General features: G+C 59.8%; 11 protein-coding genes. 3 read left to right on the forward strand and 8 right to left on the reverse strand.

Going from position 1 to position 15,275, the window contains the following annotated elements; translation table 11 throughout:
- Positions 1 to 139: 139 nt before the first annotated feature.
- The 5 genes from ACW5W8_RS18805 to prfB form a co-directional block, all read right to left on the reverse strand.
- A complete protein-coding gene (locus tag ACW5W8_RS18805) occupies positions 140 to 922 on the reverse strand; it encodes a phosphoadenylyl-sulfate reductase (protein ID WP_498629498.1) in 783 nt (260 codons plus the stop codon).
- Positions 912 to 2,636: an assimilatory sulfite reductase (NADPH) hemoprotein subunit gene (gene cysI / locus ACW5W8_RS18810; RefSeq protein ID WP_498629500.1), complete on the reverse strand. Its 1,725-nt coding sequence runs from the start codon at positions 2,634 to 2,636 to the stop codon at positions 912 to 914. The genes ACW5W8_RS18805 and cysI overlap by 11 nt, the downstream gene beginning before the upstream one ends.
- Positions 2,636 to 4,423 (reverse strand): assimilatory sulfite reductase (NADPH) flavoprotein subunit, encoded by a 1,788-nt coding sequence (locus ACW5W8_RS18815; protein WP_498629502.1) that lies wholly within the window; start codon positions 4,421 to 4,423, stop codon positions 2,636 to 2,638. The genes cysI and ACW5W8_RS18815 overlap by 1 nt, the downstream gene beginning before the upstream one ends.
- A 211-nt stretch (positions 4,424 to 4,634) precedes the next feature.
- A complete protein-coding gene (gene lysS / locus ACW5W8_RS18820) occupies positions 4,635 to 6,170 on the reverse strand; it encodes a lysine--tRNA ligase (protein ID WP_498629504.1) in 1,536 nt (511 codons plus the stop codon).
- Between the two features lie 16 nt (positions 6,171 to 6,186).
- Positions 6,187 to 7,285, reverse strand: a protein-coding gene (gene prfB, locus ACW5W8_RS18825; RefSeq protein WP_104014039.1) for a peptide chain release factor 2 whose coding sequence is annotated in 2 segments (ribosomal slippage) — positions 6,187 to 7,209 and positions 7,211 to 7,285 — 1,098 coding nt in all. Because the reading frame shifts where the segments join, the coding sequence is not laid out codon by codon here.
- A gap of 256 nt (positions 7,286 to 7,541) precedes the next feature.
- Here prfB and ACW5W8_RS18830 point away from each other — a divergent pair.
- Positions 7,542 to 9,413, forward strand: a complete 1,872-nt coding sequence (locus tag ACW5W8_RS18830) for a methyl-accepting chemotaxis protein (protein ID WP_498629538.1) — start codon at positions 7,542 to 7,544, stop codon at positions 9,411 to 9,413.
- 240 nt (positions 9,414 to 9,653) lie between these two features.
- On the opposite strand, the gene gltS is transcribed toward ACW5W8_RS18830, so the two are convergent.
- Positions 9,654 to 10,853 (reverse strand): sodium/glutamate symporter, encoded by a 1,200-nt coding sequence (gene gltS / locus ACW5W8_RS18835; RefSeq protein ID WP_498629506.1) that lies wholly within the window; start codon positions 10,851 to 10,853, stop codon positions 9,654 to 9,656.
- Positions 10,854 to 11,300: 447 nt separating this feature from the next.
- On the opposite strand from gltS, the gene ansA reads away from it, so the two are divergent.
- Positions 11,301 to 12,308: an asparaginase gene (gene ansA, locus ACW5W8_RS18840; RefSeq protein ID WP_498629508.1), complete on the forward strand. Its 1,008-nt coding sequence runs from the start codon at positions 11,301 to 11,303 to the stop codon at positions 12,306 to 12,308.
- A 135-nt stretch (positions 12,309 to 12,443) separates the two neighbouring features.
- On the opposite strand, the gene ACW5W8_RS18845 is transcribed toward ansA, so the two are convergent.
- Positions 12,444 to 12,737: a YeaC family protein gene (locus tag ACW5W8_RS18845; protein ID WP_011707127.1), complete on the reverse strand. Its 294-nt coding sequence runs from the start codon at positions 12,735 to 12,737 to the stop codon at positions 12,444 to 12,446.
- 87 nt (positions 12,738 to 12,824) lie between these two features.
- The gene (locus ACW5W8_RS18850) at positions 12,825 to 14,258 is read right to left on the reverse strand and encodes a glyceraldehyde-3-phosphate dehydrogenase (RefSeq protein ID WP_498629510.1); all 1,434 of its coding nucleotides are present in this window, start codon (positions 14,256 to 14,258) and stop codon (positions 12,825 to 12,827) included.
- Positions 14,259 to 14,469: 211 nt separating this feature from the next.
- On the opposite strand from ACW5W8_RS18850, the gene ACW5W8_RS18855 reads away from it, so the two are divergent.
- Positions 14,470 to 15,270 carry a DUF2989 domain-containing protein gene (locus tag ACW5W8_RS18855; RefSeq protein WP_498629512.1) on the forward strand — a complete coding sequence of 267 codons (801 nt, stop codon included), beginning with the start codon at positions 14,470 to 14,472 and terminating at the stop codon, positions 15,268 to 15,270.
- Positions 15,271 to 15,275: the final 5 nt, after the last annotated feature.

The raw sequence follows: 15,275 nt of genomic DNA on the forward strand, positions 1-15,275 counted from the left end.
TTCTCTGAGCATGGTGCAGTCCATTTATTGACCATGCAGCAATTAGATCAAACCCCGGGATCGGCGTCCAGGGGTTTGTCAGCAGTCTGAAGGGCATCTTCGGATGCCCTTGTTGTTCTGTTGGGTTTTCAAGACGGGATTAGATGCCTGAGCCGTCGCTCTCGCCATTTTCCTCGTGCAAACCGCACTCGCGCTTGAGGCCGAAGAAGCGAGTCTGCTCCTCGCTCATGCCCGGCTCCCATTTTGCGGTGGTGTGGACATCGCCCACCGAGAGGTAGCCCTGCTCCCACAGCGGGTGGTAGGGGAGGTCGAACTCCTTGAAGTAGTAGAAGACATCCTTGTTGCTCCAGTCGATCACCGGCAGGAACTTGAAACGGCCGCGCTGGATGCCCAGCACAGGCAGCTTGCCACGGCTGCCGGACTGCTCCCGGCGCAGGCCGGAGAACCAAGTCTGGGCCCCCAGCTCGCGCAGGGCGCGGTCCATCGGCTCCACCTTGTTGAGCTGGTTGTAGCGGGTGATCCCCTCCACCCCCTGCTCCCACAGGAGGCCAAATCGCGCCTCCTGCCAGGCTGGGCTGAGCTCGGCCCGATAGATCTTGAGATTTAGCGCGAGGCGCTCGGTCAGCTCGTCGATGAAACGGTAGGTCTCGGGGAAGAGATAACCGGTATCGGTCAATACCACGGGCACGTCGGCCCGCTCGCGGCTGACCAGATGGAGCATCAGCGCCGCCTGAATGCCGAAGCTGGATGAGAGCACATGCTCCCCCGGCAGATTGGCCAGTGCCCAGCGCACCCGCTCGGGGGCGCTCATGGTATCCAGCTCCCGGTTGAGGGGCGCCAGTGCCTCGACTTGATCCTCACGGCCGAGGGCCAGCAGTGCCTGCAGGTCAAGGCGGCCATCTTCAGTGACATTAAGCGGCATAGAAGTCCCTCGCGGAGTCGATGACCGGGGCTATGATGCCGGCGCGGATGACGAAGTCGCCGAAGCACTCACCCTGATTGCGCTCGCTGGCCCAGCGGCCGATCAGCGCGTCCAGTTCGGCCAGGATCTGCGGCTCGGTGATGTTCTCCTGATAGAGACGCGGAATGCGGGTCCCCTCCAGGTTGCCCCCCAGATGGAGGTTGTAGCGGCCGGGCGCCTTGCCCACCAGACCCACTTCCGCCAGCATGGCGCGGCCGCAGCCGTTGGGGCAGCCGGTGACCCGGAAGATGATGGCGTCATCGGCGAGATCGTGTTTGGCCAGCAGCCCTTCAAGTTCGGTGACGAAGGCGGGCAGCATGCGTTCCGCCTCGGCCATTGCCAGCGGGCAGGTAGGCAGGGCCACGCAGGCCATCGATTGCTTGCGCTGCTCGCTCACGCCGTCATCCAGCAGGCCGTACTGGCGTGCCAGCCCTTCGATGCGGGCCTTCTCGCCGGCAGGCACGCCCGCGATGATGAGGTTCTGGTTGGCGGTGAGGCGAAAATCCCCCTGATGCACCTTGGCGATCTCCAGCATGCCGGTCTTGAGGGGCTTGCCCGGGAAGTCCAGCAGGCGGCCGTTCTCGATGAAGAGGGTGAGGTGGTGCTTGCCGTCGATCCCCTCCACCCAACCGAAGCGATCGCCACGGCTGGTGAACTCATAGGGACGCACCTCGCCAAACTGGATACCGGCGCGGCTCTCCACCTCGGCCTTGAAGGCTTCGACGCCGACGCGCTCGAGGGTGTACTTGGTCTTGGCGTTCTTGCGGTTGACCCGGTTGCCCCAGTCGCGCTGGGTGCTGACCACGGCGGCCGCCACCTCCAGCACGTGGGAGAGCGGAATAAAGCCAAAATCGCTCGCCTTGCGCGGGTAGGTGCTGGTGTCGCCGTGGGTCATGGCGAGCCCGCCGCCCACCAGCACGTTGAAGCCAACCAGCTTGCCATGCTCGGCAATCGCCACGAAGTTGAGATCGTTGGCGTGGATATCCACGTCGTTGTGGGGCGGGATCACCACAGTGGTCTTGAATTTGCGCGGCAGGTAGTTGGAACCCAGGATCGGCTCCTCATCTTCCCCCAGCTTCTCGCCATCGAGCCAGATCTCCACGTAGGCGCGGGTCTTGGGCAGCAGGTGCTCGGAGATCTTCTTGGCCCACTCGTAGGCCTCCTGATGCAGCTCGGACTCCACCGGATTGCTGGTGCAGAGTACGTTGCGGTTCACATCGCCAGCGGTGGCGATGGAATCGATGCCGCTGCTGTTGAGGGTTTGGTGCATCAGCTTGATGTCGCGCTTCAATACCCCGTGAAACTGGAAGGTTTGCCGGGTAGTCAGACGGATGCTGCCGTAGAGGCTGTGCTCCTCGGCGAACTTGTCGATGATCTGCCACTGGGCCGGGGTGATGATCCCCCCCGGCAGGCGGGCGCGCAGCATGACGTTGTGCAGCGGCTCGAGCTTCTGGGCGGCGCGTTCAGGGCGGATGTCGCGGTCATCCTGCTGGTACATGCCGTGAAAGCGGATCAGCTGGAAGTTGTCGCCGTTGAAGCCGCCGGTGAGCGGGTCTTGCAGATCCTGCTCTATGGTGCCGCGCAGAAAGTTGCTCTCGCGCTTGAGGCGCTCGTTGTCGGCCAGCGGCCCTTCGACCGGTCCCGCTTTTGGGTGAGAAAGAGGTTGTTTGCTCATCAATAGACATCCCTTTGATAACGTTTGGCACGACGCAATTCGCTCAAATACTCTTCTGCTTGCTCACGGCTCTTGTGACCGTGTTCGGCAATCACATCCAGCAGGGCCTCCTGCACATCCTTGGCCATCTTGTTGGCGTCACCACACACATAGAAGTGAGCGCCTGCTTCCAGCCACTGATAGAGCTCCTGGCCCGCTTCACGCAGGCGGTCCTGCACATAGATCTTGTTGCTCTGATCCCGGCTGAAGGCCAGCGAGATCTTCGACAGCAGCCCCGATTTCACATAACGCTGCCACTCCACCTGATAGAGGAAATCCTGGGTAAAGTGGGGGTTGCCGAAGAAGAGCCAGTTCTTGCCTTCCGCGCCCTGAGCTTCCCGCTCCTGCATAAAGGCACGGAACGGGGCGATGCCGGTTCCCGGGCCCACCATGATGACGGGGGTGTCGGGGTTTTGCGGCAGGCGGAAGTTGTCGTTGTGCTCCACGAATACCCGCGCCTCGCCATCCTCAATCAGCCGATCTGCCAGATAGGAGGAGGCGGCGCCAGAGCGCACTGTGCCATCTTCCTGTGGGTAGCGCACCACCCCGACGGTCAGGTGCACTTCCTCTTCCACCTCGCTCTGGGCAGAGGCGATGGAGTAGAGGCGCGGGGTGAGGGGGCGCAGCAGGTCAACCAGCTGCTCGGCCGTGAGGACGGTCGGGAAGCGTTTCAGCACATCCACCACCTGGGCAGAGGCGACCAGTGCATTGACCTGGGCCTTGTCGCCAGCCAGATCTTTCAGCGCTGCGTTGTCTGATATGTCAGCGAGCCCTGTGATAAAGCCGCCGTGCAGCCGGGTCAGTTCGAAGTGACCGGTCAGTGCGGCGCGCAAGGTGCCGTGGGCCGTGGCTTCATCGCCGGAGAGGCCGGTCAGGGCCAGCACTTCATTAACCAGTTCTGCATCGTTGTCGAACCAGACGCCGAGGGCATCACCCGGTTGATAGGTGATGCCGGAGTCGGCCAGATTGATCTCGATATGGCGGATATCCTTGGTGGAATCCCGGCCGGTGATCTTCTGATTGACCGACAGGCGGGCAGGGAAGGGGTTCTCCTTGTTGTACTGGCTGTGACCAACCGCCTGCTGCACCGCACCTGCCACGCTGCTGGCTGTCCCGGTAGTGAGGGTCGCGGCAATGGCGTTGAGTGCCTGCTCGCCCCACGTCTTGGCCGCATCCTGATAGTCCACATCGAGGCTGGCGAGTTCATAAAAGCGCTCGGCCCCTGCTTTGGCGAGGAAGTCGTCAAAATCTTTACCGGTCTGGCAGAAAAATTCGTAGGAGCTGTCACCCAGCCCCAGCACCGCGAACTTGAGCCCGTCCAGCTTGCCAATCTTGCCTTTTTTAAGCTGCTCGAACAGATCGACGGCGCTCTCCGGCGGTTCACCCTCCCCGTAAGTGCTCACTACCACCAGCAGGTGGCTCTCTTTCTTGAGCTGCTTGGGTTTGTAGTCGGCCATCGACGCTAGGGTGACCGGTAGACCGCGGGCCTCGGCCTGCGCCTTGATGGCACTGGCGACACCTTTGGCGTTGCCGGTCTGGGAGCCGTAGAGAATGGTCAGGCTGCCGCTGGGCGCAGCCACGGCGGCGCTGGTTGCAACGCTCTGCTGACCGCTCTGGGAGAGGCCGTAGAGATATCCGCTCACCCAAGCCAGTTGCTGGGTATTGAGGGTCGAGAGTACCTGACCCAGCTGACGTTGCTGCTCGTCAGAGAGGGGGGAGAGGTTGAATGGGGAATCCTTCAATTGCATCACACGCGTCTTCCATGGTCTGATTTTTGGCCAGATTAAAGGGCGTGTTGTCTAACAACAAAGAATAAAAATATCTTCTTTATTCCATTATTGAATTTATAAAGTAATTTGGCGGTAAAGGAGATAGAAAAACGCCCCGCAGTCGCGGGGCGTTTTTATTGGCTATCACGCTCGGGATTGACCCAAGGGATGTAGCTGACTTCTGTGAGCCTTATTTCTGCGGACGCAGGGCAGGGAACAGAATGACGTCACGGATGGTGTGGCTGTTGGTGAACAGCATCACCAGACGGTCGATACCGATACCCTGACCGGCAGTCGGCGGCAGGCCGTGCTCCAGCGCAGTGACGAAGTCTGCGTCGTAGAACATGGCTTCGTCGTCGCCTGCTTCTTTCTGATCAACCTGATCCTGGAAGCGCTTGGCCTGGTCTTCTGCATCGTTCAGCTCGGAGAAGCCGTTGGCCAACTCGCGGCCACCGATGAAGAATTCGAAGCGGTCGGTTACATCCGGGTTCACGTCGTTGCGACGGGCCAGCGGAGAAACGGCAGCCGGGTACTCGGTGATAAAGGTCGGTTGCAGCAGCATGTGCTCCACGGTCTCTTCGAAGATCGCGGTGATCACGTGGCCCAGCTCCCAACCCTTCATCAGTTCGATGTGCAGACGCTTGGCAACGGCCTTGGCGCTCTCGAGGGTAGCCAGATCGTCCAGAGTTACATCCGGATTGAACTTCAGGATGGACTCGACCATGGTGAGGCGCTGGAACGGCTGACCGAAATCGATGGTCAGACCCTCTTCGCCCTCTTTGGCATAACGGATCTTGGTGTCGCCCAGAATGTCCTGCGCCAGGGTGCGCAGCAGCTCTTCGGTCAGGTCCATCAGATCGATGTAGTCGGCGTAGGCCATGTAGAACTCGATCATGGTGAACTCGGGGTTGTGACGCACCGAGATACCTTCGTTACGGAAGTTGCGGTTGATCTCGTAGACACGCTCGAAACCACCGACCACCAGACGCTTCAGGTAGAGCTCCGGTGCGATACGCAGGTACATGTCGATGTCCAGCGCATTGTGGTGAGTGACAAACGGACGCGCGGAGGCACCACCCGGGATGACTTGCATCATCGGGGTTTCCACTTCCATAAAGCGCTTTTCGTTGAAGAACTTGCGGATACCGGCAACCACTTTGGTACGGGTCACGAAGGTCTTGCGGGACTCTTCGTTGGCGATCAGATCCAGGTAGCGCTGGCGGCAGCGGGCTTCCTGGTCGGTCAGGCCCTTGTGCTTCTCGGGCAGAGGACGCAGCGCCTTGGTCAGCAGGCGGATATCGGAAACGTGAACGGAGAGCTCACCGGTCTGGGTCTTGAACAGGGTACCTTCGACACCCACGATGTCGCCCAGATCCCACTTCTTGAACTGCTCGTTGTAGAAACCTTCCGGCAGGTCGTCACGGGTGACGTAGACCTGGATCTTGCCGGCCATGTCCTGCAGGGTGGCGAAAGAAGCCTTGCCCATGATCCGGCGGGTCATGATGCGACCGGCAATCTTCACCCGTTTACCCAGGCTCGTCAGCTCCTCGGCGCTTTTGTCGTCGAACTCTGCGTGCAGATCGCCAGAGAGGCTGTCGCGACGGAAGTCGTTGGGGAAAGGATTACCCTGGGCGCGCAGGGCGGCCAGCTTGGAACGACGCTCGGTCATCTCGTTGTTGAGTTCGAGAGTTTGGTCGACTTCCGGAGTGATGGTTTGTTCAGACATGGTGATTCCTGCTTGTTTACAGACCTGATTTCAGGCTGGCTTCGATAAACTTGTCCAAGTCACCGTCGAGCACCGATTGGGTATTACGGGTTTCGACGCCGGTGCGCAGATCCTTGATACGGGAGTCATCCAGCACATAGGAACGGATCTGGCTGCCCCAACCGATATCAGACTTGGTCTCTTCCAGGGCTTGTTTCTCAGCGTTCTGCTTCTGAATTTCCAGCTCGTAGAGCTTGGCTTTCAGCTGCTTCATACACTGGTCTTTGTTTTTGTGCTGGGAACGGTCGTTCTGGCACTGTACCACGACACCGGTCGGAACGTGGGTAATACGCACCGCGGATTCGGTTCGGTTAACGTGCTGACCACCGGCACCGGAGGCACGGTAGACGTCGATCCGCAGGTCGGCCGGGTTGATATCGATCTCGATATCGTCGTCGATCTCGGGGTAGACGAACACAGAACAGAAGGAGGTGTGACGACGGCCACCGGAATCGAACGGGGACTTGCGAACCAGACGGTGTACGCCGGTTTCGGTACGCAGCCAGCCGAACGCATATTCGCCGGTGAACTTGATGGTGGCGGATTTGATGCCGGCCACGTCGCCTTCGGAGCATTCAATCAGCTCGGGCTTGTAGCCGTGGGCATCGCCCCAGCGCAGGTACATGCGCAGTACCATGTTGGCCCAATCCTGCGCTTCGGTACCACCGGAGCCGGACTGGATGTCGATATAGCAGTCGGAGCCGTCGTGCTGACCGGAGAACATGCGGCGGAACTCGAGATCCACCAGCTTGGCTTCCAGCTGTTCGGATTCGGCGATGGCTTCGTTGAAGGTCTCTTCGTCTTCCCCTTCCACGGCCAGGCTCACCAGCATCTCGACGTCATCCACGCCTTGGGTCAGGGTGTCGATGGTTCCGACCACGTTTTCCAGCGCGACGCGCTCTTTGCCCAGCGCCTGTGCGCGCTCAGGTTCATTCCAGACGTCCGGCTGTTCCAGCTCGGCGTTGACCTCTTCTAGACGCTCTTTCTTGGCGTCATAGTCAAAGGTACCCCCTAAGAAGCTCGGTCCGCTCAGACAGCTCCTTAAGCTTGTTTAATACAGGATTGACTTCAAACATCGTGACAACTCTCAGGGTCGATGTGACTTAAAAACGGGATATTCTAGCCAATTGCGGAAGGAATAAACAGGGTTGCCTTGGCTTGTGCGGCTCATGCAGTTAATTTCTGGTGCACTTTCTTCCACCGCGGTAGAAAATATCGCCCGCCGGTCCATTTTTAGGTTCAGTTTTGGCTGGTTTGGTCGCTAATAACTTCGTAATGCTGTGCACTTTTAGTGAAAAACCCGCTTCTCACCTTAATTAAGAAGAACGCATGATGAAAAACCTGTCACTCAAGCAGAAGATACTGTTGTCAGTGGTGATCGCCCTTTCGTTGGTGATTTCGTTGCTCTCCTGGCAGAGCTATAGCAGCCAGAAAAACCTGTTGTTGCAGGGCAGCCAGGAGCAGTTGCAACGGTTGGGTATCCTGCAAGCTGAGCGGATCCACGACTGGCTATCGGACCGTCATGATGTGATCCAGGCGCTCGCGAGCAAGGCCAGCGCCGATCCCCTCCATGCCTTGCAACAGGCGCAAGCCTCCGGTCGTTTCCAGCTTACCTATTTCGGTGAGAGCAGCGGCAAGATGAATGACTCCGATCCAGCGATCGACCGCTCCAATTATGACCCGAGAGCCCGTCCCTGGTATCAGGAAGCCATGAGCAAGGGCACAATGATCACTACCAAGCCTTACCTGGGGGTTGCGAGTGAAGGAACCATTCTTACCATCGCGGCCCCGATCGGTGGCGGTGTCGTTGGCGGCGATCTCGCTATCAATGCCGTGGTGGAAGATGTCACCCAGATGCAGCTGCCTGCCGATGGTTTCGCCATCATGATGCACAAGGATGGCACCATCATCGCCTACAAGGATGCCGCCAAGGCGATGAAACCGGCCAGCGAGATCGACAACGATTTGACCAATGCGCTGATTGAGCAGAGCAAATCGAGCAAGGAGCTGGTTCCGGCCTACTTCGATAGCGAAGGTCGCGACAAGCTGCTGTGGGCAGTGGATATCCCCGATACCGACTGGGAACTGCTGCTGGTGCTGGACAAAGCCGAGCTGGAAGCGCCGCTCTCCTCCCTGCTGATGACCCAGCTGGGGATGGCGCTGCTGGTGCTGGTGGGCAGTATCCTCGCTATCTCCTGGCTGGTCAGCATGCTGCTTGGCCCGCTCACCAAGGTATCCCAGGCACTGGCCCGCATTGCCGATGGTAACGGCGATCTGACCCAGCGCATCAAGATCGACGCCAACGACGAAGTGGGTCAACTGGCCAACAGCTTCAACCGTTTCGTCGGCAGTCAGCACCAGCTGATCGGCAATATCCGCCAGCTGGCCAACGAGCTGAACGCCGATGCCGAGCGCAGTCTGGTGACCAACCAGGCCGCGGTGGACGAGCTGCAGCGTCAGCAGCAGGAGGTGACCATGGTTGCCACCGCCGTCACCGAGATGGCGAGCGCCACCATGGAGATCGCCGGCAACGCTGAGAATACCGCCGCCGCTGCCCAGCAATCTGCCCAGAGCAGTGAGCAGGGGAAGATGCTGGTCAACAAGACCCGTCACTCCATCCATGGTCTGGCCGAAGAGGTGGGGCAGGCGACCGAAGTGATCGGCGAGCTGAGTCGTCATGCTCAGGCTATCTCAGGCATTCTCTCTACCATTCAGGGGATTGCCGAGCAGACTAACCTGCTGGCACTGAACGCGGCCATCGAAGCGGCCCGAGCCGGTGAGCAGGGCCGCGGTTTTGCGGTGGTGGCGGATGAGGTGCGGGTGCTGTCACGTCGCACTCAGGACTCCACTCAGGAGATCCACGCTACCATCGAGACTCTGCAACAGACCACCGCCCGTGCGGTGAGCCTGATGCAGACCAGTCAGGGGCTGGCGGACAACAGCGTGCAGGATGCGGATCAGGCGGTACGCGCGTTGGAAGAGATCACCAGTGCCATCTCCCTCATCTCCGACATGGCGGGCCAGATTGCCACGGCAGCCGAGGAGCAGACCCAGGTGACTGGCGAGATCACCCAGAACACCACCGCCATCAAGGATGTGAGTGACGAGATCACCGCCGCCGCAATGCGCGATCTGGATCAGGCCCAGAGCCTCAAAGGGCGTGCCACCGACCTGAATCAGCAGGTGTCGACCTTTATCCTGTAAGGAGCAAGTCGCAGCCCGTTCGGGCTGAGATAAACAAGCCCCGCCCTCTGTCGAGTGCGGGGCTTTTTGTTGTTGGGGGGAATGTGGGGCTTGGGGATTTCGGGTTGTCCGGGTTGCTCGCGGGTCACCCTAGTGCCGGATACGTGCCACGGCTCTGCCAGCGTCAGCTGGCGAGTAGAGAACAAACAAAGAGCCCACCGAAAGGTGGGCTCTGATCATATACGTCTGACGGAAAGGGAATTACAGGAATGGCATCGCCATAAACAGCTTGATCACCATGGCGTTGATGATGTCGATAAAGAAGGCGCCCACCATGGGCACCACCAGAAACGCCAGGTGGGAGGGACCGAAGCGCTGGGTAATGGCCTGCATGTTGGCAATCGCGGTCGGGGTGGCACCCAGGCCAAAGCCGCAGTGACCTGCCGCCAGCACGGCCGCATCGTAATTTTTGCCCATCACCCGGAAGGTGACGAAGATGGCGTAGAGCGCCATCGCCACTGTCTGGGCGGCCAGCAGGATGAAGATGGGCAGCGCCAGGCTGGCCAGATCCCACAGTTTCAGGCTCATCAGTGCCATGGCGAGGAACAGCGACAGGCTGACGTTGCCCAGCAGCGATACTTCGCGATCACTCACTTCATGCCAGTTGAAGAGGGTGAGCAGGTTGCGCAGCAGCACGCCGACAAACAGCACGCAGACAAAGATCGGCAGCTCGAAGGCGCCCCCTTTGAGGGAAGCAGAGAGCAGCTCGCCGCCCTTGAGGCTGATGGCGATCAGCGCCAGCGTTTCGATAACGCTGAAAGTGGTGAGAGGGCGCTCCATATCCGGCATTTCGAAGCCCTGGGGGGCCTCATCCTGATTGTGCTCCTCACCGGGCACCTGCACTTTCTTCACCAGATAGCGAGCGACCGGGCCACCGATCAGGCCGCCCAGCACCAGACCGAAGGTAGCACAGGCGATGGCGAGTTCGGCAGCGGATTGCACGCCGTACTTCTCGGAGAAGGTAGCGCTCCAGGCCGCACCGGTGCCGTGGCCGCCGGAGAGTGTGATGGAGCCGGCCAGCAGCCCCATGTGGGGATCCAGACCGAGCAGGGTCGCCAGACCGACACCCAGACTGTTCTGCACCAGCAGCAGGCCGGTGACCACCATCAGGAAGGTAACCACCGCCTTGCCGCCGCGTTTCAGGCTGGCGAGATCGGCGGAGAGACCGATGGAGGCGAAGAAGGCCAGCATCAGCGGGGTTTGCAGGCTGGTATCAAATTGCAGCTCCATCTGCAGGGTGGAGCGCAGCAGCAGCAGTACCAGCGCGACCACCAGGCCGCCAGCTACCGGTTTGGGGATGTTGAAGGTACGCAGCAGCCCGACTCGGGTAACCAACACCCGGCCAAACAGCAATACCAGAGTGGCAGCGACCAGAGTTGCGTAAGAATCAAGTTGTAACATTCAGTACTCCCATGTTGATTGGCTGTGTCTTTCATAGCAAAAGACTTACAGATTCAGCCGGGATGAAAACAGTGTGGCTTATGTGCCAGCAAAGAAGGGGAAACATCTCCCCGCCCCAGGAAAGATGGGGCTTGTGCAGGCCTGAAATGCTCAGGCATCCAGATGAGATTTTAGTAAAATTCGGCTAATTGTAGCAAAAAGCATCGTTTAATTCCATCCTTGTCATATTAATGCTCGTTTTAGTGGTTTATTGTGACATTTAATACTATGTAGGTAAGGGGCAGACAAAGCCGAAAAGGGTGCATGGAACGGCTGTCATTTGGGACGCCAGTCTCTATAATTCGCCGGTTTCCGCTGCACGCAGAGGCGCTGGCGGGCGTTGACATTGTGGTTCACCCAGACATGGTTCATGTTCCGGCGGTGTTCACTTCATCAAGAGGAGAGGGTGTGAAGAAGTCTATCTACATTGCCTACACAGGCGGCACCATTGGGATGCAGCGTTCCGATCACGGCTACGTGCCGATGGCGGGCTTTATGGAAGACTGTCTGGCGCGGATGCCCGAGTTCCACCGCCCCGAGATGCCGGATTACCATATCCACGAATATGCGCCCCTCATCGACTCCTCCGACATGACCCCGGCGGACTGGCAGCGCATCGCTGAAGACATTCGCGACAACTACGAGAAATACGATGGTTTCGTGATCCTGCACGGCACCGACACCATGTCGTTCACCGCCTCGGCGCTCTCCTTCATGCTCGAATATCTGCACAAGCCGGTCATCATCACCGGCTCCCAGATCCCGCTGGCCGAGTTGCGCTCCGACGGTCAGCAGAACCTGCTCAACGCCCTCTATATCGCGGCCAACTACCCGATCCACGAGGTGACGCTGTTTTTCAACAACCAGCTCTATCGCGGCAACCGCAGCAAGAAGGTGCACGCAGACGGCTTCCACGCCTTCGACTCCCCCAACTATCCGCCGCTGCTCAATGCCGGGATCGCCATCTCGCTGGAAGCGGGTGAGCTGGGCGTGCCGTCTGAGCGGCCGCTGGTGCTGCATGATATCACCCCCCAGCCCATCGGCGTGGTGACCCTCTATCCGGGGATCTCCAGTGAGGTGATCGCCAATATCCTGCAACAGCCGGTGAAGGCGCTGATCCTGCTGTCGTTCGGGGTCGGCAATGCGCCGCAAAACCCGGCCATGCTGGCGCTGCTCTCCGAGGCCTCGGCCCGTGGCGTCATCATCGTCAACCTGAGCCAGTGCCTGCACGGCAAAGTCAATATGGGGGGCTATGCCACCGGCAATGCCCTGTCGCGGGCCGGGGTGATCTCGGGCTTTGACATGACCGCCGAGGCTGCACTCACCAAGCTGCACTTCCTGTTGAGCCAAGACTTGCCCTCCCACCGCATTCGCGAGTTGATGCAGCAGTCGCTGCGCGGGGAGCTGACTCCCTGATAACCCTCGCAGTAGGGTGCAATAAGCGCAGCGCATTGCACCGGTGACGAGGGGTGATAAGTTAGGAAAAAAGAGGGGAGCCATCATGGCTCCCCTCTTTGCTGTAGCCGCTGTGAGCGGCCTGCCGGGTCAGGTTCAATGGTTAAGGTCGACCCGCACTATCTCTTCCTCGTCGCGATACTGACGCTTGAGCTCGCTCTTGCTCTTCATCACGATCTCGCCGTCACGGCCGATGTTCATATGCTCCGGGTTGTCGAGATGCATCGCCTGCCAAGCCATCACGGCTTGCAGGGAGGTGGCCTTCTGCTCGTCGGTGAGGGGCTTGCCATCGGGCCACTTGCCCAGCTCGACTGCGGTCTTGAGCCGCTCGTACACCTCTGCGGGCATCTGCCTGATTGCTTGCAAAAACTCACCCTGTTGAAACGACATTCGACCTCTCCTTGAACTATTGAGCCATAAACTGCGGGGTCAGCCCGGCAGATCCTGGCGGGCTGTGCAGGTAGACCCTATCGGGGTCTATGCAGGCAGATCCTGGCGGACTACGCCAGCCATCTGCTCCATCACCCGCACTACCTGACAACTGTACCCGAACTCGTTGTCATACCATACGTAGAGCACACAGTGATCCCCTTCGGCGATGGTCGCCTGGGAGTCGACGATGCCCGCATAACGGGAACCCACCATGTCGGAGGAGACCAGCTCGCTGCTGGCGCTGAAGTCGATCTGGCGATGGAGGGCCGAGCTTAGCGCCATCTGCTGCAGATAGGCGTTGAGGCTCTCCCGATCGGTGGCCTGCTCCAGCGACAGATTGATAATCGCCAGCGAGACGTTGGGGGTCGGCACCCGGATGGCGTTGCCGGTCAGCTTGCCCTTGAGTTCGGGCAGCGTCTTGGCCACCGCCTTGGCGGCACCGGTGCTGGTCATCACCATATTGAGGGCCGCGCTGCGACCGCGGCGCTCGCCTTTGTGATAGTTGTCGATGAGGTTCTGATCGTTGGTGTAGGAGTGGACAGTCTCCACGTGGCCGTGGCGGATGCCGTACCGCTCCTGCATCACCTTGAGCACCGGGGTGATGGCGTTGGTGGTGCAGGAGGCTGCGGAGATGATCCTGTCATCCGGCCCGATTACCTCATGGTTGACCCCGAACACCACGTTCTTCATCTCCCCTTTGCCGGGGGCAGTCAGCAACACCTTGCCGGCACCGCGCGCCTTCAAGTGCTCGGAGAGGCCTGCTTCGTCACGCCAGACGCCGGTGTTGTCGACGATCAGCGCATCGTGAATACCGTAGGCGGTGTAGTCGATGTCAGCCGGGCTATTGGCGTAGATCACCTGAATGAAGGTGCCGTTGGCGATGATGGCGCTGCGCTCCACATCCACCTCGATGGAGCCATTGAAGGGGCCGTGCACCGAGTCGCGGCGCAGCAGGCTGGCGCGTTTCTCCAGATCCCCGTCGCGACCGCCACGCACCACGATGGCACGCAGGCGCAGCGGATTGGCGGCGCCGGTACGCTCGATCAGCAGGCGGGCCAGCAGGCGGCCGATACGGCCAAAGCCGTAGAGCACCACGTCGGTCGGCTGCGGCATCTGGCTGCGGCCAAGGGCCGGTGCCAGTCGCGCTTGCAGATAATCCTCGATCCCCGCTTCATCCTGATGATCCTGCCAGTAGCCGACTGCCAGCTTGCCAAGGTCAACCTCGGCGGCGGTAGGTTTGAGGGCAACGATGGCCTGAAGCAGGGGGAAGCTTTGCTGGATGGGGAGGGGAGCGCCCTGGTGGCGGCGGACGACCCGGTGGGCCTTGAGGATATCGATGGTGGAGGCGTTTTGCAGCGGGCGGCCGTAGAGGGTGATCTCGACCCCTTGTTGTCGGTAGAGGCGACCAATCAAGGGCTGCATGGCTTCGGCGAGCTCCTGGCTCTCCTGCCACGCTTGCAAGTAGTGCTCGTGGGTCATTGACCAGATCCTTTATTTCACGTTGTTGGTGTAAATAGAAAATTCGTCGAATGCAGATCAGTGTAGGGGTGTATATTTCGTTATATTATTCTGCAATCGCGGCCTTATATGGCGCGCGCATTGTAATGGATATGTAACCGGTTTGCTAGCCGGAGGTGGCCCGTAAAGGCGCCAGTTGTTACCAATCCGCGTTATCAACAAGATGTGAACCATGGCCAATTTCCCCCTGCGACAGACCTTCATCATGCTTTCAGTCGGCCTTGCCGTGGCTGGCTGCAATGACGACCGGATCCACAACATCTGTGGCAATCATCCCGAGCTCTGCCAGGATCTGGTGGACGATGGCTGGTGTCGCTACGAGCGTACCGATGTGATCCGCAGTCGCTTCTATCTCAAGGAAGAGGGGACGGATCGGCGCAAGTACGAGCTGATGCGTAACCTTGAGCGCTATCTCAAATGTGCCGAGCGTTCCACCAGCATTGAATACAAGAATGCCCGCGAGCAGAAGAGTCCACGGGTCGAGGGCATGCTGGCGGCCGGGGATCAGTTGGCCCAGCTCGATGCCGCGACCAGCAATTCGCAAGATCCCTACCTGCTGCTCTGGCACTGGACCAACAACACCAACGAGCTGGCTCGTCAGCAGTTTATGGCGCTGGAAGGCACCAAGGCGCTGGATGAACCCGAGCTGCAACTGGCACTCGGCGGTATCTACGCCAAGAGCGACCCCGAAAAGGCCATCGCCACCCTGCAGCACGGCCTCTCCCTCTATCAGGAGGGGGATAAGGTGAACAGCCGCCTGCTCACCTCCCTCAGCACCCTCTATATGGGCCAGAAACAGTATGGGCTGGCCTATCTGTGGGGCAAGGTGAGCGAATCGTTTCAGGATGCGCCAGAGGTCTCAGCCAAGCGTTTTGGCATCTACCACACCCTGAGCAAGACAGAGCAGGATGGCTACGATGTGCGGGCTGCCGAAATTGTCGAGCAGCTAAAGCATGGCAACTACCGGCCCTGATGCAG

Source organism: Aeromonas aquatilis, from assembly GCF_054052405.1.